Source organism: Mesorhizobium sp. WSM4306 (genome assembly GCF_007003975.1).
Taxonomy (GTDB): Bacteria; Pseudomonadota; Alphaproteobacteria; order Rhizobiales; family Rhizobiaceae; genus Mesorhizobium.
The window spans coordinates 83,840-109,557 of the sequence record NZ_VFTC01000005.1 but is presented as its reverse complement, the minus strand read 5'-3'; the positions used below and the strand labels follow the sequence as shown (position 1 = coordinate 109,557).

Genomic DNA, 25,718 nt, shown 5'->3' with positions numbered 1-25,718 from the left:
ACGATGGTCAGAAATTGTCCTTGCGCTTGCGGATCTCGGCAAACACGTCGGCATCGCTGGCCTTTTCCATGCCGAGATGCTTACGGATCGCCGGGTCGTGCCAGCGCAGGAACGGATTTGTCGACAATTCCTCGCCGATCGTGGTCGGCAGCGTCGCCTTGTTGTCGGCGCGCAGGGTCTCGATCTTGGCGGCGCGCTCCTTCAGCGCCGAATTGGTCGGGTCCACAGTCAGCGCGAAGCGGGCATTGGAAAGCGTGTATTCATGGCCGCAATAGATGACCGTGTCGGCCGGCAGTGCGGCCAGCTTCTTCAGCGATTCATACATCACCGGCGGCTTGCATTCGAACAGCCGGCCGCAGCCGAGCGCGAACAGCGTGTCGGCGGTGAACGCCACTTTTGAGGCCGGCAGGTGATAGGAGACGTGGCCCGCCGTGTGGCCGGGCGTGGCGATGACATCGATCCGCTCACCGCCGAGATGGACGACCGAGCCTTGGCCGACGGTCTCGTCGATGCCGGGGATCTTTTCCTTTTCCGCCTCCGGGCCGACGATGCGCAGCTTGAAGCGCTCCTTCAGCGCCAGATTGGCCTCGACATGGTCGACATGGTGGTGGGTGGTCAGGATCATCGTCGGCTTCCAGCCGGTTCGCGCGATCGCGGCCAGGATCGGCGCTTCTTCTGGCGCGTCGATGATGGCGGTCTCGCCGCTCTTGGGGTCATGCACCAGCACGCCGAAATTGTCGCTGCGGCACATGAACTGTTCTATTTCGACCGGCATTTCTGATCTCTCCATCTGTCGCCGCAGACATAGGGCGCTTGCCCGCCGATGTCATCCGGAACTTGGCACCTTTGTTGAACTTCAGCGGCATCGCAGCTACCGTCCCGGGCATGCATTCCGATATCGTCGATCTCCGTTCCTTCTATTCGACCACGCTCGGCCGCCTGGCCGAACGCTCGATCACCATGGCGCTGTCCTCGATATGGGCTGCCGTGCCCAATGAGCGGCTGGTCGGGCTCGGCTATACCTTGCCGTGGCTGGAGCGGTTCGGCACCGATGCCGAGCGGGTCTTTGCGTTCATGCCGGCAACCCAAGGTGCGGTGGTCTGGCCGGCGAGTGGACCGACGTCGACGGCGCTGGTCTTCGACGAGGAACTGCCGCTGGTCGATTCCTGCATCGACCGCATGCTGCTGGTGCATTCGCTGGAGCATGTCGAAAACCCGCGCGAGACGCTGAACGAGATCTGGCGGGTGTTGTCGCCGGCGGGGCGTGTCGTCATCGTCGTGCCCAACCGCCGCGGCGTCTGGGCTCGGTTCGAGCACACGCCGTTCGGGAATGGCCGGCCGTTCTCGCGCGGCCAGCTCACCGAATTACTGCGCGAGGCGAACTTCACGCCGGCTTCCTGGTCCGACGCGCTGTTCTTCCCGCCATCGCCGCGGCGCTTCATGATGCGGTTCCACAATGTGCTGGAGCGCGCCGGCCGGCGGTTCTGGCCGATCTTTTCCGGCGTCATCGTGGTCGAGGCGCAGAAGCGGCTCTATCAGGGCGTGCCGGTCGCCCAGCGCGCTTCGCGCCGTGTCTTCGTGCCGGTGCTGGCGCCGCACGGCGCGACAAGGCTTGGCCGCCAGGCCGAAGGGGTGACATCGACCACGCGCCAGGTGACACATTCGTGATCATGAGGTGTTGCGCGGGGTTTTCCCACCTATCTGTCGCAGATGCAGTCGCAGGCCGTTTGAGTGGCGGATGCCTCCAAGTCTCTCCATCCGGTTTCAGCACCGCTGTTGAACGCAAGGACCCAGGCCATGGCTGATCACCCGGACACGAACGCTGCCGCTCAGCCGGTAATCGTCGAAGCCAGCAGCCTGCGCGACCAGGTAGCGACGATCAAACGGGCGCTGGTAAGCTCGCCGGTGCGCAAATGGCTGCTGTGGACGTCGGTCGGCATCATGGCCGTCATCGTCGCGACGTCGATCGGCCAGGTTCTGCTCAACCGCTGGAACCAGCCCTTTTACGATGCGCTGGCGCGCCGCGACATGGCGGCCTTCCTGCATCAGCTCATGATCTTTGCAATGATCGCCGGCACGCTGCTGGTGCTCAACATCGCTCAGACCTGGCTCAACCAGATGATCCGGCTGAAGCTGCGCGAAGCGCTGACGCTCGACCTGATCGACCAGTGGATGCGGCCGGCACGGGCCTTCCGGCTGGCCAATGCCGGCGCCATCGGCGTCAATCCCGACCAGCGCATGCAGCAGGATGCCGCGCACCTGTCCGATCTGACGACGGACCTCGGCGTCGGCCTGCTGCAATCCTTCATCCTGCTCGTGTCCTTCGTCGGCGTGTTGTGGCAACTCTCGTCGGGCTTCGTCTTCCACATCAATGACTGGTCGCTGGCGATACCGGGCTACATGGTCTGGGCGGCGTTCCTCTATGCCGGCATCGCTTCCTGGCTGAGCTGGCTGGTCGGGCGGCCGCTGATCCGCCTTAACAGCGATCGCTACACGCGTGAAGCCGAGCTGCGCTCCTCGATGGTGCGGGTCAACGAGAACGTCGACGCCATCGCACTCTACCATGGTGAAGCCGATGCCAAGACACGGCTCGAAATCGACCTCGGCACAGTGCTGGGCGCCATGCGCAATATCTACAAAGCGCAGATCAATCTGGCCTGGGTGACCGACACCTATGGCTGGATCACCGTCGTGGCGCCCATCCTGGTGGCCTCGCCGGTCTATTTCTCGGGCGACATCAGCTTCGGCGGGCTGATGATGGCGGTCGGCGCCTTCAACCAGGTGCACTCGTCGCTGCGCTGGTTCATCAACAACATCGGCGGCATCGCCGACTGGCGCGCCACGCTGATGCGTGTCGCCGACTTCCGTATCGCGCTCGACGAAACCGATGTGCTGCACGACAAGGAAAGGCGCATCGAGTTCGGCGACAATGCCAATGGCAGTCTGACCTTCGAGAGGCTCGAAGTGGCCTCGCCGGAAGGCTGCACCAAACTTTCCGACAGCCATGTCGAAATCCATCCCGGCGAGCGCGTCATGATTACCGGCGAGCCGGGCGCCGGCAAGACGCTGTTCTTCCGTGCCATCGCCGGCCTCTGGCCGTGGGGCAGCGGGCGGATCGGCCTGCCGGCGGGAGAAGTCCCGATCTTTGTGCCGCGCGTCCCGTATTTCCCGGCCGGCACGTTGCGCGAGGTGCTGCATCCGAACGGATCCGCACCGGCTGATGATGCCGATTTCTCGGCGGTGCTTGCCGACGTCGGCCTTCAGCGGCTGTCGTCCTCGCTCGACCGTTCCGCACGCTGGGAGCATGAGCTCAGCGATGACGAACAGCGCTCGCTCGCCTTCGCCAGGCTTGCTTTGCGGCGGCCGAGATGGGTAATCATCGACGAGGCGATGGATGCGTTCGACGGTCCGTCGCTACGGCGCGTGCTGTCGATGCTGGAGAAACGTCTCCCCGACACCGCAATCCTCAACATCGGCCGCGGACTGCACAATGGTTTCTTTCCCCGCGCGTTGAGCATCGGGAAGGATACGGAAGCGGCGGCGCTGAAACCTGCCCGCGTCAGGGCCGGCGCCATCGACCCGCCACCGAAGGCGACCAACCGGCGAAAGAAGTAGAAGGGCTTTATTTCGCCGCGATCGCGGCCAAGATTCGCGGATCGAAACATCCGTGGTGCGGCCATGCTCGATGCGCTCAGCCTGCTCGCCTGCCTTGCTTGCACTCCGGTCACGCCCGTGGCTGCCCCGGCAAACAGCGTTGCCGTCGATGTCGAACTGGTACTGGCCGTCGACATCTCGCAGTCGATGGACGAGAGGGAGTTCGCGCTGCAGCGCGCCGGCTATGTCGAGGCGCTCAGGCATCGCGATTTCATCAAGGCCGTGCGCTCGGGCACGACCGGCCGCATCGCTCTTGCCTATTTCGAATGGGCGGGCGTCGTGCGCGAGGATGGCGTCATCGCCTGGCAGGTGATCGACAGCGCAGAGAGCGCCGACGCCTTCGCCGACAAAATAGCCGCGCGGCCGTTCCGCAGCTTCCGAGGCACCTCGATTTCCGGCGCGCTTGCCTTCGGCGCGGGGCTTTTCGACGGCACCGGGTTCGATGCGCCACGCAGTGTGATCGACATCTCCGGCGACGGTCCCAACAACACCGGGCTGCCGGTCGCGACCACACGCGACGCCGCGGTGGCCAAGGGCATCGTCATCAACGGTCTGCCGATCCTGATCAGCCCGTCACCAACCTTCAGCCATCTCGACCAGTATTATGACGACTGCGTCACCGGTGGGCCCGGCTCCTTCGTGCTGCCGATCTACGCGGCCTCCGAATTCGCTACCGCCATACGCCGCAAGCTTATCCTGGAGGTGAGCGGCATTGCCGATGCGACCGTGGTCACGATCGACGCGGCAGCGCCCATGGACTGCCTGCAGGGTGAACGCGACCGACGGCTTTATTCCGATCCGTATTTCCCGGAACTCGACAAGTGAGATCTGTCTTCGGGTGATGCAACCGGCTCTAGGCCGGCCGCACGCCGTATTTGTCGCGGAATTCGGCGTAGAGATCGCGGCGCCAGCGCCGGCCGCCGACATAGCCGCGAAACAGTTGCGGCAGCGAATAGCCAAGCGCCTTCGACGACCGGTTGGCCAGATAGCCGGAGAACGCCTGCGAAACCCTGCCCTTGAGCGCGTCGGCGATGAGCTGCCGGGCAATCATGTAAGGCGGAATGTGGGGGTAGCGGTCGGCGATATAGGGGTGCTTGTCGATCAAACTGGCATAGGCTTCGACATAGCCGTCGCGGCGACCGGAGATCGAATTCTCAGAATTGTACTTTTTCCAGTCGATCACTTCGGACAGTTGCGCGCCGCTGCGCCGGGCAAAGCGCAGCAACAATTCGCGATCCTGCATGCGCGTGACGTCGCTGTCGTAACCGCCGATGGCCAGCAGCGACTCGCGCCGGGCGGTGATTGCGGAGCCTGCAATGAAGATGGTCTGCGCGACAAGGGCCCGTTCCAGCGAGTCGCGGCTCAGCAGCGCCTCGCGGTTGACGCAATTGGTGCGGCGATTGCCCTTCAGCGAGACGAAGGAACTGATCAGCACTTCGAGTGAGGGATTGTTGTCGAACTGCTCCAGCGTCCGCACCAGCCGGTCCGGCAAATAAACGTCGTCGGAATCGAGGAATGTCACCACGGGCGCCCGCGCCCGCTCGATGCCGGCATTGCGGGCGGCATTGGCGCCACGCCATTTCGAGCCAACATAGATCAGCCGTGGATCGCGGATTTCGGCGAGTGCGGCGGCCGTGCCGTCGGTCGAGCCGTCATCGACGACGATATGCTCGAACCGGGCAAAATTCTGCGCCAGCACGCTCTCGACGGCGCGCACCACCTTGCTGCGGCGATTGTGCGTCGGCGTGATCACCGAGATCAGCGGCGCGAGGTCGGTTGTCTTGGACATGCTGCTTCGATTATGCCCCGAATTCCCTGGAGGCCGGATGCTTTGATGGGTCGCCGTCCAAACCTTACCTCGGGATGGCATTCGATTCGACGCTACAAAAAACCGGCGGCAATGTCATCACAAACTGTTGAGCCAGGACGCCGGTAGGCTGGCCGATTACCCCTGACGTAATCGACCGATGGCCGTCATTTCCGCAGATTGCGCCAACGGAGCCGGTTATTGCGCTTCGATCGAACAGGGAGTTCAGCCATGACTGCCTACGCCGTCGCCCATATGCGCCAAGTCACGATGGGCCCGCGGATTGTCGAGTATCTGCAGAGGATCGACGCCACGTTGGAGCCGTTCGGAGGGCGCTTTCTTGTCCATGGCGGCGACTTAGACGAGATCGAGAACGAATGGCCTGGGCATCTGATCGTTATCGAGTTTCCGGACAGGAAGAACGCGCGCGGCTGGTACAATTCATCAGCCTATCGGCAGATTCTGGCCTTGCGCACCGATAACTCAAAAGCCGATATAGTCATTGCCAACGGTGTTCGGCATCCGCATAAGGCGACGTGCTAGACAGGGGTTAGCTATGCCCGACATAGTCGGGGACGGTTTCGATCACGTCGGGAACAAGGCCTGCCGCCAGGCTGAAATGGCCAAAAAAAGCCAACGTGTAGAATCCAAGGCCGACCAGAAGCGAAAAGGGAATTTGCCAGAGCGGCATGCCCGTCTGTGGCGCATGGCCTATCACGCGCCGCGTCGTGCGCCACGACATGGTGCCCCAGCGGCTAAAGGACTTGAGGATGCGCCGGATGCGATTGGGAGCATACAGTTCGACAAATTTCCTGTCGGCGTCACGGCCGGTCACCAATGCACGCCAGTAGAAGAAGCGCCAACCTCGCGGCGGGTAGTGATAGACGCGAGCGTCGACATTCACGATCTTATGACGCTCCCGCCAGAGCTGATGCATGAGCAAGGTGCAGGAAACCTTGAAGCCGTTGTGCCTCGGGAAGGGATGAACGGCAATCCAGTCGCGCCGGAAAGCGACGTTGTTGGCATTGATTGCACGTTTCGAGGCGAATCTTTCGTCCCCCCGCGCCATCGGAAAGAACCAGATCAAAGCGAAGGTTCTCGAGAGGAAATCATCGTAAAGGAGGTGGGTGTGGCCATTCACGCAGACGGTTTCGGAATGTTGAAAGGGGCCAAGAAGATTCGAGAGCCAACCCGTCTCGGGAACCGTGTCGGAATCCATGAAGACGACGATATTCCCTTCGGCCCGAGGAATGGCATGGTTCTTGAGGTCGTAATAGCGGCCGCCGGGGCAGGCCGCAAAGACCAGGTCAGCTGCCTGCTGCAACTCCGGCGCTTCGGCTGCGAAACTAGTTCTCAGCGCACCGGCGTCCGATTCCTGCCCGCCATGCGAGACAATGACCTTTGGCCTCGCCAAGCCGGTTGAGGAAACGACAACGATCTCGCGCGCCAGCGCTTTTAGTCCGACACCGATTTCATCCCAGTCGATGGATTTGGCATTCTCCATCTCTAGTACAATTGAATATTGCTCTGGAATCATTTTTCGCCCCGACCGGAAGGATGAATAGCAAAAAGGCCGAGTCGAGGACACCTTCTAACGCTTCAGCAAGAACACCGCCTGCTGGCCGAAGAAATTCCAGAACCACCATGGCATCGACAGGCCGATCTTCTGGCCGTTGCCATCAAGCGCGGTCGCCTTTTCGACCGAGGCGCCGAGCTCCTCGACCAGATTGACGAAGTCGCGGATGGTGCAGAAATGGATGTTGGGCGTGTCGTACCAGGAATAGGGCAGATCCTCGGTCACCGGCATCCGTCCCTTGAAGAACAGCGACAGCCGCACCCGCCAATGGCCGAAATTGGGGAAGGAGACGATGGCGCGGTTGCCGATCCTCAAGAGCTCGTCGAGCACCAGCTTCGGGTTGCGGGTCGCCTGCAGCGTCTGCGACAGGACGACGAAGTCAAAACCCTTGTCAGGATAGAATTCGAGGTCGGTGTCGGCGTCGCCCTGGATGACCGAGAGGCCGCGCGCCACGCATTCGTTGACGCCGCGCTGCGACAGCTCCAGCCCGCGACCGTCGACCTGCTTGGTTTCTTGCAGCAATTCGAGCAGCAGGCCGTCGCCGGAGCCGACGTCGAGCACCCGCGAGAGCGGCGGGATGAGGCCGGCGACGACTTCGAGGTCGACGCGCTGGGCGCGGTTGACGCTCATGGCTTCGCCCCTTGCGTGGCGCATGATCCCCGGCCGAAAAGTCTGCAACTTTTCGGGGTCATGCGCTGAGCCCTCTCGCCCTTGCAGCGGAGCCGATGAAGCCGTTGATGGCGGCAAACAGTTCGGGCTCGTCGAGCAGGAAGGCGTCATGGCCGCGGTCGGTGTCGATCTCGACGAAGGAGACGGAAGCGCCGGCGGCGTTCAGTGCATGCACGATCGAGCGACTCTCCTCTGTCGGGAACAGCCAGTCCGAGGTGAAGGAAACCAGGCAAAAGCGGGTCTTTGTGCCGGCGAAGGCGTCGGCCAGCCGGCCGCCATGGTCGGCGGCAAGGTCGAAATAGTCCATCGAACGGGTCATGTAGAGGTAGGAGTTGGCGTCGAAGCGGTCGACGAAGGTCATGCCTTGGTGGCGCAGATAGCTCTCGATCTGGAAATCGGCATCGAAACCGAAGGTCAACGCTTCGCGGTCCTGCAGATTGCGGCCGAACTTGCGGTGCAAAGCGGCTTCCGACAGATAGGTGATGTGGGCAGCCATGCGCGCCACCGCCAGCCCCTTTTCCGGGCGCTTGCCGTGCTCGAAATACTTGCCGCCATGCCAGTCCGGGTCGGCCATGACGGCCTGGCGGCCGACCTCGTGGAAGGCGATGTTCTGCGAGGAATGGCGCGCGCCGGTGGCGATCGGCAGCGCCGAGAAAACGCGCTCGGAATAGCACGATGCCCATTCCAGCACCTGCATGCCGCCCATCGAGCCGCCGAGCACACAAAACAGCTTTTCGATGCCAAAATGGTCGACCAGCATCAGCTGCGCCCGCACCATGTCGCGGATGGTGATGATTGGCAGGTCGAGCCCATAGGGCTTGCCGGTGGCCGGATTGGTCGATGCCGGACCGGTCGAGCCGAGGCAGCCGCCGATGACGTTGGAGCAGATGACGAAGAAACGGTTGGTGTCGATGATCCTGCCGGGGCCGATCAGCACTTCCCACCAGCCCGGCTTGCCGGTCACCGGATTGGTGCTGGCGACATGCTGGTCGCCGGTCAGCGCGTGGCAGACCAGGATGGCGTTGGAGCGGGCGTCGTTCAGAGTGCCGTAGGTCTGGTAGGCGATCTGGAACGGCGACAAAAGCGTGCCGGCGTCGAGCTTCAGCGGCTTGTCGGCGCCGAAACGCAACACCGGGCTCGACGGGTTGTCGGCCTCGTTGTTGGTTTTTGCAGCACGGAGCGCGGTCATGTGACTCTCCTTGCCCGCCGTCAGGCAATAAAAAACCGGCAATGCGATTGCAAAGCCGGTTACGTCACGCAAACGGCCCTTTAGCGAGTTGTTTAACGTGGCTGCAAGCCGACCGGCCAAATCACCACGGAACTGTTCCCGTTCTTCTAGAACTCGCGTGGCCCGGCGTCAACGGCAAGCTGTTGCCCGGGCCTCTCGACATTCGGAGCCACGGCTTGTATTTCCGCTGCGGCCTCCGGACGGAGGCATTCTCGACGGATTTGCGACATGGACAAGACAGCGGACAAGGCACGGCCAACGCCCCGCGCGGGCATCATGGACATCGAAGCCTATGTGCCGGGCAAGAGCACGGCGCCTGCCGGCGTGGCCAAGGTCCATAAATTGTCGGCGAACGAGAACCCGCTCGGCCCGTCGCCGAAGGCAATCGAGGCGGCGCGTGAAGTTGCCGCCAGGCTCGACGTCTATCCCGACGGCACGGCCCGCCGGCTGCGCGAGGCGATCGCCGAAGTGCATGGCCTGAACCCGGCGAACATAATCTGCTCCAACGGCTCGGACGAGATTTTGGGCCTGCTGGCGCAGACCTATCTGGCACCGGGCGACGAGGCGATTTTTACCGAACACGCCTTCATGGTCTACAAGATCTACATCCAGGCGGCGGGCGCCAGGCCGGTCGCCGTGAAAGAGACCGAGGAGCGCGCCGATGTCGACGCGATCCTGGCTGCGGTTACGCCGGCCACCAAGATCGTGTTCCTCGCCAATCCCAACAATCCGACCGGCACCTACCTACCGTTCCAGGAAGTGCGCCGGCTGCATGCCGCCCTGCCGGGCAATGTGCTTCTGGTGCTTGACGCGGCGTATGCCGAATATGTGCGACGCAACGATTATGAGGCCGGCATCGAGCTGGCGGGCAGCGCGCAGAATGTGGTCATGACCCGCACCTTCTCCAAGCTTGGCCTTGGCGGCGCGCGCATCGGATGGATGTACGGTCCCCTGCACATTGTCGATGCCCTCAACCGCATCCGCGGCCCTTTCAATGTCAACGCAACGGCGATCGAGGCGGGCATTGCCGCCATCCGCGACCGCGCCCATGTCGAGCGCAGTTCGTTGCACAACGAGACCTGGCTTACCTGGCTGAATGAAGAGCTGACCAAGCTAGGGCTAAGGGTGACGCCGAGTGTCGGCAATTTCGTTCTCATCCACTTCCCCAATGACAAGAAGCATTCGGCAGAGGCGGCGGACGACTACCTCACCCAGCGCGGCTATATCTTGCGACGCGTTACCGGCTATGGCTTCCCCAACGCGCTGCGCATGAGCGTCGGCACTGAAGAAGCCAATCGCGGTGTAATTGCAGCGCTCACGACTTTCCTGAAAAGCTGAAGCACATGACGTCACCGATGTTTGAAAAGATCGCGCTGGTCGGCATCGGCCTTATCGGCTCGTCGCTGGCCCGCGTCATCCGCCGCGAAGGCCTGGCCGCCCATGTCGCCATCGCGACGCGCAGCCCGGCCACGCTGGCGCGTGCGAAGGAGCTCGGTCTCGGTGAGTCCTACACCACGGACGCAAAAGAAGCGGTTCGCGATGCCGACCTCATCATCGTCTCCGTGCCTGTGGGATCGTCAGGCGAGGTGGCGGAAGAGATCGCGCCGGCGCTGAAAAAGGGCGCCATCCTGACCGATGTCGGTTCGACCAAGGCGTCCGTGATTGCGCAGATGCAGCCCTATGTGCCGGAAGGTGTGCATTTCATCCCGGGCCATCCGCTGGCGGGCACGGAGAAGTCAGGCCCCGATGCCGGTTTCGCCGAGCTGTTCGAAAACCGCTGGTGCATCTTCACGCCGCTGCCCGATACCGATCCGGCCGCGCTGGAGAAGCTCTCGGAGTTGTGGCGGCGCTGCGGCTCCAACATCGACACGATGGACCCGCAGCATCACGACATGACGCTGGCCATCGTTTCGCATCTGCCGCACATCATCGCCTACAACATTGTAGGCACCGCCGACGATCTGCAGTCGGTGACCAAGTCTGAAGTGATCAAGTATTCGGCCTCGGGTTTCCGCGACTTCACCCGTCTCGCCGCTTCCGACCCGACCATGTGGCGCGATGTGTGCCTGCACAACAAGGACGCCATCCTGGAAATGCTGGCGCGCTTTTCGGAGGACCTCTCCTCGCTGCAGCGGGCGATCCGCTGGGGCGACGGCGACAAGCTGTTCGATCTGTTCACCCGCACCCGCGCCGTGCGCCGCTCGATCATCGAGGCCGGTCAGGATATTGATGTCCCCGATTTCGGCCGTCAGGCAGTGGAGCATCCGGCCAAAAGCTAAACTGCTTCAGGCAGGCCAGGTTGCTATGACCATGGCCATTGTCTCGGCCCGGTTTGGCGCACCCAGCCGGCCACCGAAGCGTTGGCATTTGAGCGCGGCGGCGGCACTGGCGAAGCGCAACGCCTGCTCGATGGGCATGGCTTCGGCGAGGCCGACGGCAAAGGCGCCGTGAAACACGTCGCCGGCGGCGAGCGTGTCGACTGCCTTGACCTTGGGTGCTGCGATGTGGCGAACGCAGCCGGCGGACCCGTCATGCCACCAGCTTCCCGCCGCGCCGCCGGTCACCGCGACGAAGGCATCGGTACGGCTGGCGAGGTCGGCGCAGGCGGTTTCGGGATCGAGCGCATAGCCGCAGACAATGCGCGCCGCCGTCTCCGAAGCGACGATGTGCGACGCCAGGGGCAACAGACGCTCCAGCACTTCGAGCGGCGCCGTGTCGGCGTCGAGTATCGCCGGGCGGCCGGCGTCGCGCGCGGCGGTCAGGGCTAGGGCGGCAGCGCCCGGCCAGCGGACATCGACCAGAACGGCGTCGAAGCCGGAAAGATCGGCGACAGGCAGCGCCTCGGGGTCGGTCTGCGCCTTCGGGTCGTAGAAGGGCACAATGATGCGCTCGCCATGGGCGTCGATCAGGATCGAAGCCAGCGCAGAACGCGCGCCTTCGACGCGGCGCACAAAGCTGCAATCGACGCCCTCGGCCTCGACGCCGGCCAGCAGCTGGTCGCCGATGGTATCGTCACCCGCACTTGCCCACAGAAACACCTCAGCGCCGAGACGGCCTGCGGCGCAGGCCGCACTTGTCGCCATGCCGGCAGCGATCTGGACGCCGTCCGAGGCGATGAACTTGCCCTGATGCGTGGGCAAGGTTTCGACACGCAGGATCGTATCCAGCGTCAGCGCGCCAACGCTGAGCAGTTTCACCGGCCGGCTCATGTGTTGGCTTGCTTGAGCATGGATCTCTCCCCAAAGCGGTTCCCGCTTTGGGATCATGGTCTAGTCGAGCGGCTTGATCTTGCCCAGTGGAATGAAGCCGAGCGAGGCCTTGCCCTTCACCACCTTGAGCGGCATCGACGGTTCGTTGCCGAGCAGCGCCAGGCCGGCAAAGCCCTGTTCGATCTGGCTCTTCTGCTCGGGAATGGCGGTGGCGAGGATTGCCGCCACGGCTTTGGGATCCTTGAGCTTGATCGTCAGGTCGGCATTGACCAGGCCATTGGCGTCGACCGACACCGGGCCTGACACCGTGATGCGCGCGGTTCCCGACGACAGATCGAGCTTGTGGATGTCGGCGGCCTGGCCGCGCAGGCTCCTGGCCTTGGTCTGCATCAGCGCCACGCCGTTCTTCAGCGTCGCGTCGCCGCTGCCGTCGAGCGGCGGCAGCACGCGCCCGCCGATCGCGTCGGCATCGATCTCAAGATCGGTGAAGCTGCCGGCATAGCCGACGTCCAGGCCGTCGGGCCGCAGCTCGGACGCTGCGGTCCCGGCGCTGAACAGCGAAACCGGGCCGGTATCATCGGCCGGATCGGTCTGGCCGGACAGGGCCTCGGCCTGCAACGAAATGCTGCGGGGCAAGGGCCAGGAGAGCTTGGCGTTGGCCTGCAGATTGTCCCAGTCGATCCATAAAGGCATCATTCCCGGCACCGATGTGCGCAGCGGTCCGCGCAACTCGGCGGCGGGCGATAGCGGGCGGATGAGTTCGGCCACGAAGTTGAAGCTGCCGGTCGAGGCGGCGACGTTCCTGGTGTCGTCCTCGTAGGCCAGCGTGTCACAGGATACGGAAAAGCTCAGGGGATAGCCACTGACCGTAAGATTGGCGCAGCCGGCCTCGATGCCTTTGGTGTTCAGCTGCGCCACCGCCTTGTCGGCTTCGCTTCTGACGCGGCCGGCAACATAGAACCAGACCGCGCTGTAGGCGCCGAACAGCATCACGACGAAAGCGGCAAGCCAGAACAGCCGGCGGCGAAATTTTGACGGACGCTCGTCACTTGACGTCATGCTGCGGCTTTCATTAACGCGGGCGTGTTGCGGGTGGACTGTGATTTACGCAACAAGCAAAAAGACAGAAGAGCACCGATTCCGATGCGGCGGCGTCACTCTCGTGCAATCAGGCTTGGCGATATGGGCGATTTTTGGGTTTTTGGCTACGGCTCGCTGATCTGGCGGCCGGGATTTGCGCATGTCGAGACCCGCCGCGCCCGCCTTTACGGCTACCGCCGGTCGCTCTGCGTCTACTCCTTCGTGCATCGCGGCACGCGCGAACGGCCGGGCCTGGTGCTCGGCCTCGACCGCGGCGGCTCCTGCATCGGGCTGGCGTTTCGCGTGCCCGGTGAGTTGCGCGATGAGGTGCTTGCCTATCTGCGCGAGCGCGAACTGGTGACCAGCGTCTACCTTGAGCGGACACTCGATATCCGCCTCGACGGCGGCGAAACGGTCCCGGCGGTTGCCTATATCGTCGACCGCCAGCACGACCAGTATGCCGGCGGCCTCGACGCGGCGCATGCGGCAAGCGTCATCCGCGGCGCCATCGGCCAGTCCGGAAACAATGAGGACTATGTGCTGAGCGCGGTCGAGCACCTCGAAGCGCTCGGTATCAGCGATCACTGGCTGGAAGAGGTGGCGAAACGGGTCGCGCCCAACGCTACATTGTGAAAATCTGTTTTCCGAGATCGGCGCGATCCAGGCTGTTTTCGACGGCAAGCTTGAACTCGCTCAACGGGTGGATACCGCCGACAGGGATATGGAAGCCAGGCTGGCCGAAGATGTCGACAATCTCGCGCAGCATCGGCCGGTCGGCTTCGACGGGCGGCGAAAAGAAGTAGCGATAGATGTTTGCCCTGATTTCGGCGCCGCTTAGCAGCACGTCGAAATTGTGCAGTTCGAAACGCTCGGCGCTCATGCCGCCGTTGATGACCATTTGCCCGCCAAGAGCAAGGGTGCGGATCAACTCGCCGCTGGCAGGCCCGCCGACATTGTCGATGATGCCGTTCAGTCTCGCGCCGCCGGTCATGTCCATGATGGCTTCCTTTATGTCGCCATTCACGTCCGACAGGTCGAGGATGGCGCTGGCGCCAAGCTCCTTCAGGTTCAGCCTTTGATGCTGCCGTCGCACCACCGCGATGACGTTGATGCCGCGCCGTTGGGCGAACTGCATCACCATGGTTGAAATCGAAGAATAGCCGGCCGTGACCGCCAGCCACTGGCCAGGCTGCACCCTGGAATCCACCAACAGGTCCCAGGCCGTGATGGGGTTCACCATCTGCCCGGCGCGTTCGGCAGGGTAGTCGGCGGGCAAGGGGATCAGCCATTCAGCGGGAATGGCCGCGTACTCGGCCCATGTGTTGTAGTGACTGAAGGCGACAAGCGTGCCGGGTTTCAGGGCGACACCTGCCCCTGCCGCTTCGACGATGCCTGCACCATGATTCCCGGCGATCTGCCGGGGAAAATGCGGCTTCTTCGGTTCGGGATAGAGGTTCTGGATGAACAGAAAGTCGCCCGGGTTGACCGAAGCCGAGACCATCCTGACCAGCGCCTCGCCGTCGCCGATCCGCGGAATCGGCACATCATCCAGATAAAGCACGTCCCGCGGCGAGCCGATCTCGTCGAATACGATTGCCTTCATGTCGGTCTCCAAATGGCAGCGGCTTGGAGGCGACCAGACCGCGAGCGCCGACACTTGCATCGGCGTTGCGGAATCTAGGTTCGGCTGGCGAAAACCAGAATTGGCAGAATTGACAATCTATGTGCTAAACTTGCCATACTGCTAATTCGAGGACACATCTTGGAAAAACGCCCCGTCCACGCCGTGATCTGGCTGCCGTCGACTTTCTATTCGGCAGTTGCCGCCACGCTCGTCGAAATGTTCGACCTGGTGAACACTCTTCGCGGCGCACCGGCGATTTCCTTCGAATTCGTGGCGCGGCAGGCCGACGCCACGACGACGCCGGGAATTTCCTTTCATACCAGACGCGAACCCTCGCAGCGGATGGACCTGCTGATCCTGCTTGCCATGCCCGGCATGCAGGTGCCGGAGCTTGTTGCCGCACTGGAGGAAGAGAGCCGTCATGCCGCGCCGCTCATCGCCAGGGCGCAGCGCGATGGCGCCATCGTCGCCGCGCATTGCGGCGCTGGTTATTTCCTCGCCGATGCCGGCCTTCTCGATCGAAAACGCGCGACGATCTCCTGGTGGCTGAAGGCTGATGCCCAGCGCCGTTTTCCGAATGTGCGCTGGGACGCTTCCCGTGTCCTGGTCGGGGACGGGCGGATCTATACTTGCGGCGGGGGCTTTTCAGGCCTCGAACTCGGCAAGGCTCTTCTCAAGGATCTTGGCTTCGCCAAGGAGGAGCGTCTGGTTCGCAAACTCTTGGTGCTGCCGCCGTCGCGGCAGAGCCAGGCGCCATATGAATTCCCGCTCACCGATCTGCTGCCCCTGCATGAGCCGTTGCGCGACCGCCTCGAAGCCCTGGCAAGAAACCAGCTCAGAACGCTCGACCTTGCCTTGCTTGGCGCGCAACTCGGCCTGTCGCCGCGAACACTGGCGCGCCGGTTTGCCGAGGAGTTACACACAACGCCCGGCCGATGGATTCAGGATCGACGGCTCGAGGCCGCCAAGACGCTTCTCGAAAGCACCAGGCTTGGTGTTGCGGAGGTATGCTATCAGGTCGGCTATCAGGATGCGGCCTCGTTCAGCCGGCTTTTCAATCGCACCGTCGGGCTGCCACCCGGCGAATACCGGCGTCAAAGCCAGTAGACAATGGCCAGGTTATATGCGGGCAGGTCGCGCCTTTGTGAAGCGCTGGTCCGCTGGAAAATTGGCTGAGGCCTTTGACCTCGGCGCGGCGAGACCTAGCTTAGCTGCGGCCCGAAGCATTCGGGTTCGCCCGCCGGTGCCAGCATCACGGAGCCCATCTTGCAGAAACGCCGTCTTGGTCAAACCGACCTTTCCATCGCGCCGCTGGTTCTGGGCGGCAATGTCTTCGGCTGGACCGCCGACGAGAAGACCTCCTTCCACCTGCTCGACCGGTTCGCCGGCGCCGGCCTCAACGCCATCGACACGGCCGACGCCTATTCGCGCTGGGCACCCGGCAACAAGGGCGGCGAATCCGAGACGATCATCGGCAAATGGATGAAAAGCCGCGGCAACCGCGACAAGATCGTCGTCATCACCAAGGTCGGCTCGGATATGGGGCAAGGCAAGAAGGATTTGTCGGCCGCCCATATCGAGAGGGCGGTCGAGGCATCGCTCAAGCGACTGCAGACCGACGTCATCGACCTTTATCTGTCGCACTGGCCGGACCCGACCACGCCTTACGAGGAGACGCTCGGCGCCTACGCGAAGCTGCTCGCCGCGGGCAAGGTCCGCCATATCGGCGCCTCCAACCTCGACGCTGGCCAGTTGCGGGCGGCGCTCGATGTGGCCAGCCTGCGCGGGCTGCCGCGCTATGCCGTGCTGCAGCCGGAATACAATCTCTACGATCGCTCGTCTTTCGACGGGCCGCTGAATGATCTGTGCGCGGCGGAGGATATCGGCGCCATCACCTATTTCGCTCTCGCCAAAGGGTTTTTGAGCGGCAAATACCGCAGCGAGGCCGATCTTGGCAAAAGTGATCGCGGCGGTGGCGTGAAGGGCTATCTCAATGCGCGCGGCATGCGCATTCTGGCGGCGCTCGACACTGTCTCGGCGCGGCATTCGGCCAGCCAGGCCGAAGTCGCGCTTGCCTGGGTGATGGCACAGCCCGGCATCACCGCACCGATCGCCAGCGCCACGACGCTCGACCAGGTCGACAGCCTGGTGCGCGCGGTCTCGCTGAGGCTCAGCGCGGAGGATCTCGCGGCGTTGGACAAGGCCAGCGCATAGCGAAGGCTGCCGATCAGGTTCGGCACGATCGTTCAAGACGACGCAAGTCCGCCTTGCCACACTGCTTCCCAGTATCGTGGCAGAGGCGGGAGCAGCGTGGCCATAGAGATCCTTTCGCAGACACAGCCCTGGCAGCAATTGCTGGCGCTGGTGCTGGCGGCAACCGTCGTCATGGGCAGTCCGGGCCCGGCGACGATCAGCGTCACGGCGATAGGCGCAGCCTTAGGCCTGCGCAATTCGCTCCGCTATGCCTGGGGGATCATTCTCGGCACGGTTGCGGTGCTGTTGGTGGTGGCCACCGGCATCACGGCTGTCCTCACCTCGATGCCGGGGGTGGCGCCGGTGCTGGCGGTCGCTTCCGCCGCCTACATCCTCTATCTCGCCTTCAGGATAGCGACGGCGCCGCCGCTGGCGGCACGCGACAGCGGGGCTGTGCTGCCAACCTTCCTCGGCGGCTTCCTGCTCGCCGTCGCCAATCCGAAGGCCTATGTCGCGATTGCCGCGGTCCTTGCCGGCTCCGCGACGGCGGCCGGCGCCGATGCTCTCGGCGTTCCGGCGAGGCTCGCGGTTCTCACCTTGATGATCGTCGCCATTCATGTGCTGTGGCTTCTGGCCGGCGCGGCCTTCGCCAGCACCCTGCGCCAGCCGCTGGCGTCGCGGATCATCAACCTGGTGTTCGCCGCAACGCTGGTGCTGACCACGGCTTTGGCGGCGTGGCCGTGAGCCCGAACGGTAGATCTGATGAGATCAGGCCTTCGCCTTCGCGGCAGCGAGTTCGGCCAACCGCTTCACCGCGGTCGGCGGCATTGGCGGCGGGTTCGGCGAACGCGACGCCTCGATCAGCAGCTGGTCGCAGGCGACTTCGGTCTCGCCGATCAGCCGGTCCATGAATTCGTCCTTGCCGAGCCCGGGCGGGATCGGCGGCAGGAAGCGGGCCTTGATGGTGCCGGGAAAGCGCATGAATTTGCGGCGCGGCCAGTAGAGGCCGGCGACATGGGCAACCGGCACCACCGGGACGCCAAGCTGCGTGTAAAGTTCGACAATGCCGTATTTATAGGCCGGCTCGTCGCCAGGTGCGCGGCGCGTGCCTTCGGGATAGATGATCAGCTGGCGCGGATTGCGTGCCATTTCCTGCCTGGTCGAGGCAACGACCTGCTTCAGCGCCTTGGAGCGGCTGCCGCGGTCGACCGGGATCATCCGCATCTTCATGATGTACCAGCCGAAGAAGGGGATCCAGGTCAGTTCGCGCTTGAGGATGTAAAGCGGGTCCTGGAGAAGCGGAAAGAAAGCGATCGCGTCCCAGAATGACTGGTGTTTCGGCGCCAGGATGAAGGAACCTTCGGGCAGGTTTTCCAAACCGGTGATGTCGCTCCTGGTGCCGGCGATCTTGTCGTAGAGCCACAGGCTGGTGCGCGACCAGAATTTCGGCACGAACCAGGCACGGTGGCGCGGCGACAGGAAATAGTATGGGGTCCAGAGGATCATCTGGACGACCAGGTTGACGTAGAAGACGAGGTTGAACGCCAGCGAGCGGATGTAGAGCATGCGGGGAAGGGCCCGTTGAGGAGGTGTGCGTTGGTTACACCAAGCGCGGGCAAAAAGGAAACGCCGCAATGGCCGCAGCCGGCCCTCAGTTCACCACGCCGCCTGCAGCAGCCGCTGTTTCAGCCGCGGAGCGGCGAAATCAAGGAATGCCCTGAGTTTGACCGGCAGCAGGCCGTGGCCGGCATGGACGAGGCTCACCGGCCATGGCTGTGGCTCGAAGGGCCGCAAGACCGGGACGAGCACGCCAGAGCGTACCGCGTCGGCGATCTGGTAGGACAGCACGCGCGTCATCCCGGCGCCGGCAATCGCGGCATCGATCGCCGCTTCGGCGGTGTTGACGCGCAGCCGCGAGCGGATCGGCACAATCAGTTCACCCTTGCCGCCGGCAAAGCTCCAGCTGGCGAGAGCGGAGGGCCCCTCGAAACTGATGCACTCATGCGCGGCCAGATCTTCCGGGGTCTGCGGCATGCCGTGCGCGGCGATATAGGCGGGACTGGCGCACACCACGCGGCGGATCGCGCCGACGCGGATGGCGACCAGGCTCGAAGGTGCAAGCTCGCCGATGCGGATGGCAAGGTCGAGATGTTCCTCCACCAGCTGGGTTATCCGGTCGGCCAGCGTCAGGCGGATGTTGACTTGGCTGTAGGCCGCGAGGAACTCGGTGACGACGGGCAGCACGTGCAGGCGGCCAAAGACGATCGGGGCGGTGATGAACAGGTCGCCGGTCGGCGTGCTGTATTCGCCGGCGGCGGTGCGCTCGGCCTCGCCGACCTCGCCCAGGATACGGCGGCAGGCGGCGAGATAGGCCTGGCCGGCATCGGTCAGCGTCAACTGCCGGGTCGAACGGTTCAGCAGTCGCGTCTGCAGATGCTTTTCGAGGTCGGAAACCTTGCGGCTGACCGTCGCCAGCGGAATTCCGAAGCGGCGGCCGGCGGCGGAAAGGCTGCCAGCCTCCACTGCGGCGACAAACAGCGACATGGCCTCGAAGCGATCCATCGTTGCTTCCACAAAATGGAAGGAGATGTTGCGAACATGCCATCTACATCCGGAAGATGGAAGCCTCTATATCGGAGCACACAATGGCCAGAGATTTGGCCTCGCGGAGTCTTCCATGAACGCTCATACCTTCATCAGCGATGTCGCCTTCACGCCGACGGTCAAGGCGATCCAGACCCGCAAGGGGTCGCGCAAGGGTTATGCCAGCGCCGAGGAGCGCGGCGGATGGCGCGCCCATATCACGTCGGACCTCGCCGACTTCATCGCGGCGCAGACCAGCGTCTTCCTGTCGACGGCCAATGGCGAGGGCCAGCCCTATATCCAGCATCGCGGAGGTCCTGCCGGCTTCCTCAAGGTGCTAGACGAGAAGACCATCGGCTTTGCCGATTTCTCCGGGAATAGGCAGTTCATCACCCAAGGCAACCTTGCCGACAACAACCAGGCATTCCTGTTCCTGATCGATTATGCGCATCGGCAGCGCGTCAAGATCTGGGGTATGGCGCGCGTCGTCGAGGACGATGCCGAGCTTTTGGCAAAGCTGATGCCGCAGGACTACAAAGCACGTCCCGAGCAGGTCATCCTGTTCACCGTCTCGGCCTGGGACGCCAATTGCCCGCAACACATTCCGCAGCGCTTCGAAGCGGCCGACGTGGCGGCTGCACTTGCCGAACGCGACAAAAGGATTGAGCGGCTCGAACAGGAGATTGCGCGGCTGCGCGGCGCCTCGGCTAAGGGGTAATCGAGTCAGTCCTTTGCGGTCGAAACCTCGGCCAGCGCGACGCTGTCGGCGGTCTGGCGGACCGGGACGATGCCGCGCGCCAGCGCCAGCAGATATTTGCTGTATTCGGTCAGAAGCACGCGCAGCGCTTCCGGCTTGGTCAGCCAGTCGCCATTGTCGAGATTGGTGTTGACCACCGGATAGGGCTCAAGCCTGGCGCCGTGCAGCAGACGGCCCATCTCCAGCAGGCTGCGCGGCATATGATAATTGTTGGTGACGAGGATGACGCTGCCGTAGGCGTGGCTCTCCACCCATTTGGCGCTCTCCTGAGCATTGCCGATCGTGTCGAGTGCGGCGCGGTCGATGTCGACGCAGCAGGAAAACAGCGCCTTGTCGCCGCCGGTCGCGGCTTGCAATTGGCGGCGGCTGGCGGAGGGATGGACGCCTGAGATCAGCAGCCGCTCGCCCTTGCCGGAGGCAAGCAGATCGAGTGCGGCGTCGAGGCGCGCCTGACCGCCGGTCAGGACGATGATAGCATCGGCCTTGGCCGGATCGGCCGGGGTTGTCATGTGGCTGACCTTGCTGGCGAACCAGCCGAAGCCGCCGGCAAACAGCGCCACCAGCAGCAGTAGACAGAGGGAGCCGAGACGCAACACCGTCCGCAAACGACCCGGGCCGGTGCGCACACGTGAAAGCGCACCCACCACTGGCATCTGTCCAACCGTCCCGGTTGAGTTCCGCGCGTCCATCATCCTATGGTTAATCCTGAAATGCCGCTTTGATAAGAAAAAAAGCGCACATTGCGTTACGTCGTTTTTCGATCCGTGATCGCTCCGCTATTCTTGTCCCTGGCCCCCGAACTGTTTTTCGCTTCTGCCGTCATTGCTCAGCCCGCATCCGGCTGGCGGACATCGATGTCGCTGAGATAGGCGACGACGGTGGCGTGCGATGTCGCCGCCGTCAGCCCGCCGATCACCAGCACCATCAGGCCGACGCCGAGATAACCGGCCGATCCGATGGCGAAATTGCCGAACAAAGCGGTCGCCTGGTCGGCCTGCGGCGTTGCCATGTTGCGCGACGACCACCAGGAAAAGACGATGAAAACGAGGATCGCTGCGGCGCCGCCGGCGGCAGCCCCCTTCATCCCGGTGACCAGGAAATGCCAGCGGAATTCACGCGCGATGAAGCGCGCCTCGGCGCCGACGAAATGCAGCACTTCGATGATATGGCCGTTGCCGGCCATGGCGCCGCGGGTGGCGAATACCACCGTCAGAACTGTCGCCGACAACATCAGCACCAAGACGGCGATGCCGATGGTGACCGTGGTGCGGGCCATGGCGACCAGCCGGTCGACCCAGGTGCGGTGATCGTCGAGCGAAGCACTTGGCAGCTTGGGCGTGATCGCTGCGCGGATGGCGGCAAAGTCGGGCGGGCTGGTCTCGTCGATGGTGACGATGATCAGCCGCGGCACCGGCAGTTCGTCGATGTTCAGCCCCGAGCCCAGCCATGGCTCCAAAAGGCGGGCTGTCGCATCGCGATCGATGATGCTGGTCGCTTTCACCCCGGGGAATTCACCGGCGATCTGCGAGGCCTGGGCAAGGGCTGCCTCCATATCGAGGCCGTCGACAGGTTTGATCTGGATCGTCGCCTCGCGCGAGATCTGGTTCTCCCAGACCGAGGCGGTATCGCGCACCAGGGTGACGGCGCCGAAGGTCAGGCAGGACAGGAAGGTCATGATGGCGATGACCAGCACCAGAGCGCGGCCGGCAATGTTCTGCGCCGGCACGATCGGCGCCATGCGGCGCTGGACACGCTGCGGCGTACCTGCCTGCTCCGCGGCCGCTTCATGCAGCTGTTCGGCGAATAGCTCAGTCATAGATATCCAGCCTTCCGCCGGCCAGGATCATGCGGCGCGCGTCGACCTGCTCCATCAGGCCGAGGTCGTGGGTGGCGATCACCACAGCGGTGCCGAGACGGTTGAGCTCGATGAACAGCCTGAGCAGCCTACGCGCCAGGGGCGGGTCGACATTGCCGGTCGGCTCGTCGGCGAGCAGGATTTCGGGCTGTTCGATCAGCGCGCGGGCGATGGCGGCGCGCTGCTTTTCGCCGCCCGAGAGGACCGGCGGCAGCACATGCATGCGCTCGCCGAGACCAACCCATTTCAAAAGTTCGGTGACGTCGGTGCGGTAGCTCGCTTCCTCGCGGCCGCGCACGCGCAGCGGCAGAGCGACATTCTCATAGGTGGTCATGTGGTCGAGCAGGCGGAAATCCTGGAACACCACGCCGATGCGGCGCCTGAGATGCGGCAGTTCGGCGCGCGAGATGCGCGAGCGGTCCTTGCCGAAGATGGTGATCAGTCCGCGTGTCGGCTTCAGCGACATGAACAGAAGGCGCAGCAGCGTCGTCTTGCCGGCGCCGGAGGGCCCGCTGAGGAACTGGAAGGAGCTCTCCGGAATGTGCAGGGAGATGTCGCGGAGGATTTCCGGACCCATGCCATAGCGGAGGCCGACATTTTCAAAGCGGATCACGTGCGACGACCTGAAATGTGTGGCGGCGGCGTGCCAGCCCTTTCTGTCCAACGACCATCGGCCGCCATGGTTAACCGTCGGTTAATTTTCGCTGTTTTTGAATGCGTCACAAGGGTTCCGGTGGGGAAGCGTTAACCATTTCCATTTACGCAAAAGAAACGAAGAGCGAACAGCGGGGCCATGATGGCTGAGCAACGAACCGCGCGCCCGGTTTCCGGCGAAATCATGGCCGGGAAGAGTGTCGCGCCGGAATTGCGTCCTTTGGCGACCGACATCGTCGATGCCGATTATGAGGTGCTGTCACGCGGAGCCTCGAGGGCGGACGCCATCCAGGCGCCTGCGCGCAATGTGGCCACGCCGTCGATCGCAGGCATGGAGATGCTGCGCAAGCCGGACGCCGCAACCGTGCGGCCGCCGGCGTCGCGAGGCGGGCCGATCTTCTGGATCGCCGGCATCGGTGCGGCGCTCGCCGCTTTCTGGGTCTCGGGCGGTCACGCGCTGGTGCGCCAGACGCCGTTCTGGACAGTCGAACAGCCGGCGGGCGCCGTACTCAGCATTGCCGGCGTCACCTCGCGTGTCGACGCGTCTGGCGCCACCCCGGTGCTGTTCGTCGATGGCGAGGCCGTCAATGACGGGGTGAAAGCCGGGCCATTGCCGCCGCTGGAAATCCGCGTCACCGGCAATGACAGCCGCATCACGCGCTATACGTTGGGGACATCCAACCGTTCGCTGGCGCCCGGCGAAAGATTCGGCTTTTCCAGCCGTCTCGACGTGCCTAGAAACGGTGTAAAGGCCGTCTCGGTCACTTTCGCCGGTTAGGCGACGATTTCTCGGAAAGGTTATTGATGCCAGTTGTGCGCGGCAAGGACATCGAAGTCCTGTTTTCGGCGTCCGCGATCGCGCGGCGCAATCTGGAGCTCGCCAAGGAGATCGCCGAGCACGATTACCACGACCTCTTGGTAATTTCAGTGCTGAAAGGCTCCTTCATCTTTGCCGCGGATCTCATTCGCGCCATGCACGATGTCGGGCTGTCGCCGGAGGTCGAATTCATCTTCATTTCCAGCTATGGCGCCGGCACCACCAGCGGTGAGGTGCGGGTGCTGCGCGATATCGACAATGAGGTCGCCGGCCGTGACGTGCTACTGATCGATGATATTCTCGAATCAGGCAAGACACTCTCCTTCACCCGCAATCTGATGCTGTCGCGCGGCGCCAAAAGCTGCGCCATCGCGGTGCTGCTCGACAAGCGCATGCGTCGCCAGACCGAGCTCAACGCCGATTATGTGGGCTTCGACTGCCCCGATTATTTCGTCGTCGGCTACGGTATGGACGTTGCGCACGCTTTCCGGGAATTGCCGTTTGTCGGCGTCGTGAAAGGCGACGCCTGAGAAAAGGCCTCCGACGCTTCAAATTTTCAGAAAAAGTCAACTTTTGCCCGCCAAATTCCGGCCCATGGCAAAGCTTCTGATCGTCGAGGACGATGAGTCCGTCCGCACCCTCGCCGCCCGCGCGCTCGAACGCGCCGGGCATTCAATCGACATTGCCGCCGATGGCGCGCAGGGGCTGGCGATGATCAGCGCGGCGGGCGGCGGTTACGACCTCGTCGTCTCCGATATCCGCATGCCGGAGATGGACGGCATCGAGATGGCGATCGCGGCGGCCAGGCTTTTTCCGGCGATGAAGATCCTGCTGATGACCGGCTATGCCGACCAGCGCGAGCGCGCCGAGGAGTTGAACGGCATCATTATCGATGTCGTGCAGAAACCTTTCACGCTGGCCGAAATCCGCTCCCGCGTCGAACAGGCGCTGGCCTGCTTTGCCTGACACTGTTCAAGCCGCATCCTGAGTTGCGGCTAGGACCAGGGTGCTCCGGCGCCGTTCGGTGTTGAGCGCGAGCAAGCCGGCGCCAATGATCAGCGCGGCACCGATAGCGGTGGTCGAGCGCGGCACCTCGTTGAAGAACAGGAAGCCCCACAGCGGCGACCAGATGATCCCTGTGTATTCGAAGGTGGCGACGCGGTTGGCCGGCGCCAGCCGGTAGGCCTGCGACAGAAGAATCATGCCAGCCGAAGCGACGAAGCCGCACGCCGCCATCTTGAGGAAATCCGGCGTCGTCGGCCAGACCCATGGCCGCACCAGGAATTCGAGGCTGGGATGGGCCGCGTGGGTAATGCCGGCAAGCCAGAATGTGCCGGCAACCAGGGCCGCGCCGACGAGATAGGCGCCGTTCTGGTAGAAGGCCATGACGGTTGAGGATTCTGTATCGCCGATCTTGCGCGCCATCAGCTGCGAAAAGCCGTAGAGCAGCGCCGAACCCAGCGACAAGAAGGCCGCCCAGTCGAACAGGCCGGCGCCCGGGCGCAGCATCACGACCACGCCCAGCATGCCGATCAGCACGGTGGCGAGCGCCTGCCAGGAGACGCGTTCGCCGAGATAGGGCCCAGCCATCGCCATGATGAACAGCGGCGCCATGAAGTAGAGCGCCACTGCATCGGCCAACGGCAAGGCGGCGATCGCCAGATAGTAGACGGTATAGGAGCTGAACTGGATGAAGGCACGGATCGTCAGCAGACCAAACCGCTTCGAGGCGATGGCCCGCAGGCCGACATCGGCGCGGACGAGAACAATGAGGATCGGCAAGGCGATGATCGAGCGGATCCACATCACCTCGGTGACGGGATAACCGCCCGACACCGCCTTGACCAGCGGATCCTGGAGCGAGAACACCAGCACGCCGAGACACAGGCTGATGATGCCGAGAACGATCCGGTTGCGCATGCCGGCCCCTTGCCTGCCCGCAGCCGCCCGGCCGCGGGGTAAAAAGAACCCGCCACCGTTTCGGGCAGCGGGTATGAGTGAGGACTCTTCGA

The 25,718-nt window shown here is 63.6% G+C and carries 28 protein-coding genes and 1 riboswitch; of the genes, 14 read left to right on the top strand and 14 right to left on the bottom strand.

The features are described 5' to 3' along the window. Positions 1-7: 7 nt before the first annotated feature. Positions 8-775 (bottom strand): hydroxyacylglutathione hydrolase, encoded by a 768-nt coding sequence (gloB, locus tag FJV77_RS09020; protein ID WP_142866457.1) that lies wholly within the window; start codon positions 773-775, stop codon positions 8-10. Positions 776-885: 110 nt separating this feature from the next. Between gloB and FJV77_RS09015 the strand changes: the two genes are divergently transcribed. From FJV77_RS09015 to FJV77_RS09005, 3 genes are all read left to right on the top strand, one after another. After that, entirely contained in the window at positions 886-1,668 is a 783-nt protein-coding gene (locus tag FJV77_RS09015) for a methyltransferase domain-containing protein (protein WP_142866570.1), read from the top strand. 129 nt (positions 1,669-1,797) lie between these two features. Further along, the gene (locus tag FJV77_RS09010; protein WP_142866456.1) at positions 1,798-3,615 is read left to right on the top strand and encodes an ABC transporter ATP-binding protein/permease; all 1,818 of its coding nucleotides are present in this window, start codon (positions 1,798-1,800) and stop codon (positions 3,613-3,615) included. A 63-nt stretch (positions 3,616-3,678) separates the two neighbouring features. Continuing rightward, the gene (locus FJV77_RS09005; protein ID WP_142866455.1) at positions 3,679-4,479 is read left to right on the top strand and encodes a DUF1194 domain-containing protein; all 801 of its coding nucleotides are present in this window, start codon (positions 3,679-3,681) and stop codon (positions 4,477-4,479) included. Positions 4,480-4,507: 28 nt separating this feature from the next. On the opposite strand, the gene FJV77_RS09000 is transcribed toward FJV77_RS09005, so the two are convergent. Further along, positions 4,508-5,443 carry a glycosyltransferase family 2 protein gene (locus FJV77_RS09000; protein ID WP_142866454.1) on the bottom strand — a complete coding sequence of 312 codons (936 nt, stop codon included), beginning with the start codon at positions 5,441-5,443 and terminating at the stop codon, positions 4,508-4,510. Between the two features lie 249 nt (positions 5,444-5,692). On the opposite strand from FJV77_RS09000, the gene FJV77_RS08995 reads away from it, so the two are divergent. Continuing rightward, on the top strand, positions 5,693-6,004 hold the full coding sequence (locus FJV77_RS08995; RefSeq protein ID WP_142866453.1) for a DUF1330 domain-containing protein: 312 nt from the start codon (positions 5,693-5,695) through the stop codon (positions 6,002-6,004). Between the two features lie 7 nt (positions 6,005-6,011). Here the strand turns inward: FJV77_RS08995 and FJV77_RS08990 are convergent, their stop codons facing one another. From FJV77_RS08990 to FJV77_RS08980, 3 genes are read right to left on the bottom strand one after another with little or no spacing between them, the layout of a single operon-like run. After that, positions 6,012-6,998 (bottom strand): glycosyltransferase, encoded by a 987-nt coding sequence (locus FJV77_RS08990; protein ID WP_142866452.1) that lies wholly within the window; start codon positions 6,996-6,998, stop codon positions 6,012-6,014. A 54-nt stretch (positions 6,999-7,052) separates the two neighbouring features. Continuing rightward, positions 7,053-7,667 (bottom strand): methionine biosynthesis protein MetW, encoded by a 615-nt coding sequence (metW, locus tag FJV77_RS08985; protein WP_112562220.1) that lies wholly within the window; start codon positions 7,665-7,667, stop codon positions 7,053-7,055. Positions 7,668-7,725: 58 nt separating this feature from the next. Then, positions 7,726-8,895, bottom strand: a complete 1,170-nt coding sequence (locus tag FJV77_RS08980; RefSeq protein ID WP_142866451.1) for a homoserine O-acetyltransferase — start codon at positions 8,893-8,895, stop codon at positions 7,726-7,728. A gap of 60 nt (positions 8,896-8,955) precedes the next feature. Next, positions 8,956-9,033, bottom strand: a riboswitch (SAM riboswitch). Positions 9,034-9,162: 129 nt separating this feature from the next. Between FJV77_RS08980 and hisC the strand changes: the two genes are divergently transcribed. Both hisC and FJV77_RS08970 read left to right on the top strand, forming a co-directional pair. Further along, positions 9,163-10,272, top strand: a complete 1,110-nt coding sequence (gene hisC, locus FJV77_RS08975; RefSeq protein WP_142866450.1) for a histidinol-phosphate transaminase — start codon at positions 9,163-9,165, stop codon at positions 10,270-10,272. Between the two features lie 5 nt (positions 10,273-10,277). Next, on the top strand, positions 10,278-11,213 hold the full coding sequence (locus FJV77_RS08970) for a prephenate/arogenate dehydrogenase family protein (RefSeq protein WP_185970247.1): 936 nt from the start codon (positions 10,278-10,280) through the stop codon (positions 11,211-11,213). Between the two features lie 6 nt (positions 11,214-11,219). Here FJV77_RS08970 and FJV77_RS08965 read toward each other — a convergent pair whose 3' ends face one another. After that, on the bottom strand, positions 11,220-12,143 hold the full coding sequence (locus tag FJV77_RS08965; protein ID WP_142866448.1) for a sugar kinase: 924 nt from the start codon (positions 12,141-12,143) through the stop codon (positions 11,220-11,222). Between the two features lie 60 nt (positions 12,144-12,203). Then, positions 12,204-13,202, bottom strand: coding sequence for a DUF2125 domain-containing protein (locus FJV77_RS08960; protein ID WP_142866447.1), 999 nt, complete (start codon positions 13,200-13,202; stop codon positions 12,204-12,206). A gap of 123 nt (positions 13,203-13,325) precedes the next feature. On the opposite strand from FJV77_RS08960, the gene FJV77_RS08955 reads away from it, so the two are divergent. Next, positions 13,326-13,856, top strand: coding sequence for a gamma-glutamylcyclotransferase (locus tag FJV77_RS08955; protein ID WP_142866446.1), 531 nt, complete (start codon positions 13,326-13,328; stop codon positions 13,854-13,856). Here FJV77_RS08955 and FJV77_RS08950 read toward each other — a convergent pair. Beyond that, positions 13,846-14,826 (bottom strand): zinc-binding dehydrogenase, encoded by a 981-nt coding sequence (locus FJV77_RS08950; protein ID WP_185970246.1) that lies wholly within the window; start codon positions 14,824-14,826, stop codon positions 13,846-13,848. The genes FJV77_RS08955 and FJV77_RS08950 overlap by 11 nt on opposite strands. Positions 14,827-14,985: 159 nt before the next feature. Between FJV77_RS08950 and FJV77_RS08945 the strand changes: the two genes are divergently transcribed. The 3 genes from FJV77_RS08945 to FJV77_RS08935 all read left to right on the top strand — a co-directional run bounded on the left by FJV77_RS08945 (position 14,986) and on the right by FJV77_RS08935 (position 17,784). Then, on the top strand, positions 14,986-15,954 hold the full coding sequence (locus FJV77_RS08945) for a helix-turn-helix domain-containing protein (protein WP_142866444.1): 969 nt from the start codon (positions 14,986-14,988) through the stop codon (positions 15,952-15,954). A gap of 159 nt (positions 15,955-16,113) precedes the next feature. Next, positions 16,114-17,061, top strand: a complete 948-nt coding sequence (locus FJV77_RS08940; RefSeq protein ID WP_142866443.1) for an aldo/keto reductase — start codon at positions 16,114-16,116, stop codon at positions 17,059-17,061. A 96-nt stretch (positions 17,062-17,157) separates the two neighbouring features. Then, a complete protein-coding gene (locus FJV77_RS08935) occupies positions 17,158-17,784 on the top strand; it encodes a LysE family translocator (RefSeq protein WP_246691195.1) in 627 nt (208 codons plus the stop codon). A 24-nt stretch (positions 17,785-17,808) separates the two neighbouring features. On the opposite strand, the gene FJV77_RS08930 is transcribed toward FJV77_RS08935, so the two are convergent. Further along, a complete protein-coding gene (locus FJV77_RS08930) occupies positions 17,809-18,606 on the bottom strand; it encodes a 1-acyl-sn-glycerol-3-phosphate acyltransferase (protein WP_142866442.1) in 798 nt (265 codons plus the stop codon). Positions 18,607-18,696: 90 nt separating this feature from the next. Then, positions 18,697-19,602 (bottom strand): LysR family transcriptional regulator, encoded by a 906-nt coding sequence (locus FJV77_RS08925; RefSeq protein WP_142866441.1) that lies wholly within the window; start codon positions 19,600-19,602, stop codon positions 18,697-18,699. 115 nt (positions 19,603-19,717) lie between these two features. On the opposite strand from FJV77_RS08925, the gene FJV77_RS08920 reads away from it, so the two are divergent. After that, entirely contained in the window at positions 19,718-20,341 is a 624-nt protein-coding gene (locus FJV77_RS08920; RefSeq protein ID WP_142866440.1) for a pyridoxamine 5'-phosphate oxidase family protein, read from the top strand. Between the two features lie 5 nt (positions 20,342-20,346). On the opposite strand, the gene FJV77_RS08915 is transcribed toward FJV77_RS08920, so the two are convergent. The 3 genes from FJV77_RS08915 to ftsE all read right to left on the bottom strand — a co-directional run bounded on the left by FJV77_RS08915 (position 20,347) and on the right by ftsE (position 22,848). Then, positions 20,347-21,033, bottom strand: a complete 687-nt coding sequence (locus tag FJV77_RS08915) for a YdcF family protein (protein ID WP_246691194.1) — start codon at positions 21,031-21,033, stop codon at positions 20,347-20,349. A 173-nt stretch (positions 21,034-21,206) separates the two neighbouring features. Then, positions 21,207-22,196: an ABC transporter permease gene (locus FJV77_RS08910; protein ID WP_142866438.1), complete on the bottom strand. Its 990-nt coding sequence runs from the start codon at positions 22,194-22,196 to the stop codon at positions 21,207-21,209. Continuing rightward, on the bottom strand, positions 22,189-22,848 hold the full coding sequence (gene ftsE / locus FJV77_RS08905; RefSeq protein ID WP_023685344.1) for a cell division ATP-binding protein FtsE: 660 nt from the start codon (positions 22,846-22,848) through the stop codon (positions 22,189-22,191). Before ftsE ends, FJV77_RS08910 begins: the two co-directional genes overlap by 8 nt. Positions 22,849-23,028: 180 nt before the next feature. Between ftsE and FJV77_RS08900 the strand changes: the two genes are divergently transcribed. From FJV77_RS08900 to FJV77_RS08890, 3 genes are all read left to right on the top strand, one after another. Beyond that, positions 23,029-23,667, top strand: a complete 639-nt coding sequence (locus FJV77_RS08900; protein WP_142866437.1) for a hypothetical protein — start codon at positions 23,029-23,031, stop codon at positions 23,665-23,667. Between the two features lie 26 nt (positions 23,668-23,693). Further along, complete coding sequence (gene hpt / locus FJV77_RS08895; protein ID WP_023673315.1) at positions 23,694-24,236, top strand: hypoxanthine phosphoribosyltransferase; 543 nt, start codon at positions 23,694-23,696, stop codon at positions 24,234-24,236. A gap of 64 nt (positions 24,237-24,300) precedes the next feature. Further along, positions 24,301-24,672 (top strand): response regulator, encoded by a 372-nt coding sequence (locus FJV77_RS08890; protein ID WP_112562237.1) that lies wholly within the window; start codon positions 24,301-24,303, stop codon positions 24,670-24,672. 6 nt (positions 24,673-24,678) lie between these two features. Here FJV77_RS08890 and FJV77_RS08885 read toward each other — a convergent pair whose 3' ends face one another. Beyond that, entirely contained in the window at positions 24,679-25,626 is a 948-nt protein-coding gene (locus FJV77_RS08885; RefSeq protein WP_142866436.1) for a DMT family transporter, read from the bottom strand. Positions 25,627-25,718: the final 92 nt, after the last annotated feature.

Bases quoted from the DNA above. Each gene is read 5' to 3' on its own strand.
- gloB (WP_142866457.1), bottom strand. From the start codon at position 775: ATGCCGGTCGAAATAGAACAGTTCATGTGCCGCAGCGACAATTTCGGC.
- FJV77_RS09015 (WP_142866570.1), top strand. From the start codon at position 886: ATGCATTCCGATATCGTCGATCTCCGTTCCTTCTATTCGACCACGCTC.
- FJV77_RS08990 (WP_142866452.1), bottom strand. From the start codon at position 6,998: ATGATTCCAGAGCAATATTCAATTGTACTAGAGATGGAGAATGCCAAA.
- FJV77_RS08930 (WP_142866442.1), bottom strand. From the start codon at position 18,606: ATGCTCTACATCCGCTCGCTGGCGTTCAACCTCGTCTTCTACGTCAAC.
- FJV77_RS08950 (WP_185970246.1), bottom strand. From the start codon at position 14,826: ATGAAGGCAATCGTATTCGACGAGATCGGCTCGCCGCGGGACGTGCTT.
- FJV77_RS08890 (WP_112562237.1), top strand. From the start codon at position 24,301: ATGGCAAAGCTTCTGATCGTCGAGGACGATGAGTCCGTCCGCACCCTC.
- FJV77_RS08885 (WP_142866436.1), bottom strand. From the start codon at position 25,626: ATGCGCAACCGGATCGTTCTCGGCATCATCAGCCTGTGTCTCGGCGTG.
- FJV77_RS08960 (WP_142866447.1), bottom strand. From the start codon at position 13,202: ATGACGTCAAGTGACGAGCGTCCGTCAAAATTTCGCCGCCGGCTGTTC.
- FJV77_RS08925 (WP_142866441.1), bottom strand. From the start codon at position 19,602: ATGGATCGCTTCGAGGCCATGTCGCTGTTTGTCGCCGCAGTGGAGGCT.
- FJV77_RS09000 (WP_142866454.1), bottom strand. From the start codon at position 5,443: ATGTCCAAGACAACCGACCTCGCGCCGCTGATCTCGGTGATCACGCCG.
- FJV77_RS08995 (WP_142866453.1), top strand. From the start codon at position 5,693: ATGACTGCCTACGCCGTCGCCCATATGCGCCAAGTCACGATGGGCCCG.
- FJV77_RS09010 (WP_142866456.1), top strand. From the start codon at position 1,798: ATGGCTGATCACCCGGACACGAACGCTGCCGCTCAGCCGGTAATCGTC.
- FJV77_RS08955 (WP_142866446.1), top strand. From the start codon at position 13,326: ATGGGCGATTTTTGGGTTTTTGGCTACGGCTCGCTGATCTGGCGGCCG.
- FJV77_RS08900 (WP_142866437.1), top strand. From the start codon at position 23,029: ATGATGGCTGAGCAACGAACCGCGCGCCCGGTTTCCGGCGAAATCATG.
- FJV77_RS08920 (WP_142866440.1), top strand. From the start codon at position 19,718: ATGAACGCTCATACCTTCATCAGCGATGTCGCCTTCACGCCGACGGTC.
- FJV77_RS08980 (WP_142866451.1), bottom strand. From the start codon at position 8,895: ATGACCGCGCTCCGTGCTGCAAAAACCAACAACGAGGCCGACAACCCG.
- FJV77_RS08965 (WP_142866448.1), bottom strand. From the start codon at position 12,143: ATGAGCCGGCCGGTGAAACTGCTCAGCGTTGGCGCGCTGACGCTGGAT.
- hpt (WP_023673315.1), top strand. From the start codon at position 23,694: ATGCCAGTTGTGCGCGGCAAGGACATCGAAGTCCTGTTTTCGGCGTCC.
- hisC (WP_142866450.1), top strand. From the start codon at position 9,163: ATGGACAAGACAGCGGACAAGGCACGGCCAACGCCCCGCGCGGGCATC.
- FJV77_RS08915 (WP_246691194.1), bottom strand. From the start codon at position 21,033: ATGCCAGTGGTGGGTGCGCTTTCACGTGTGCGCACCGGCCCGGGTCGT.
- metW (WP_112562220.1), bottom strand. From the start codon at position 7,667: ATGAGCGTCAACCGCGCCCAGCGCGTCGACCTCGAAGTCGTCGCCGGC.
- FJV77_RS09005 (WP_142866455.1), top strand. From the start codon at position 3,679: ATGCTCGATGCGCTCAGCCTGCTCGCCTGCCTTGCTTGCACTCCGGTC.
- FJV77_RS08910 (WP_142866438.1), bottom strand. From the start codon at position 22,196: ATGACTGAGCTATTCGCCGAACAGCTGCATGAAGCGGCCGCGGAGCAG.
- FJV77_RS08970 (WP_185970247.1), top strand. From the start codon at position 10,278: ATGACGTCACCGATGTTTGAAAAGATCGCGCTGGTCGGCATCGGCCTT.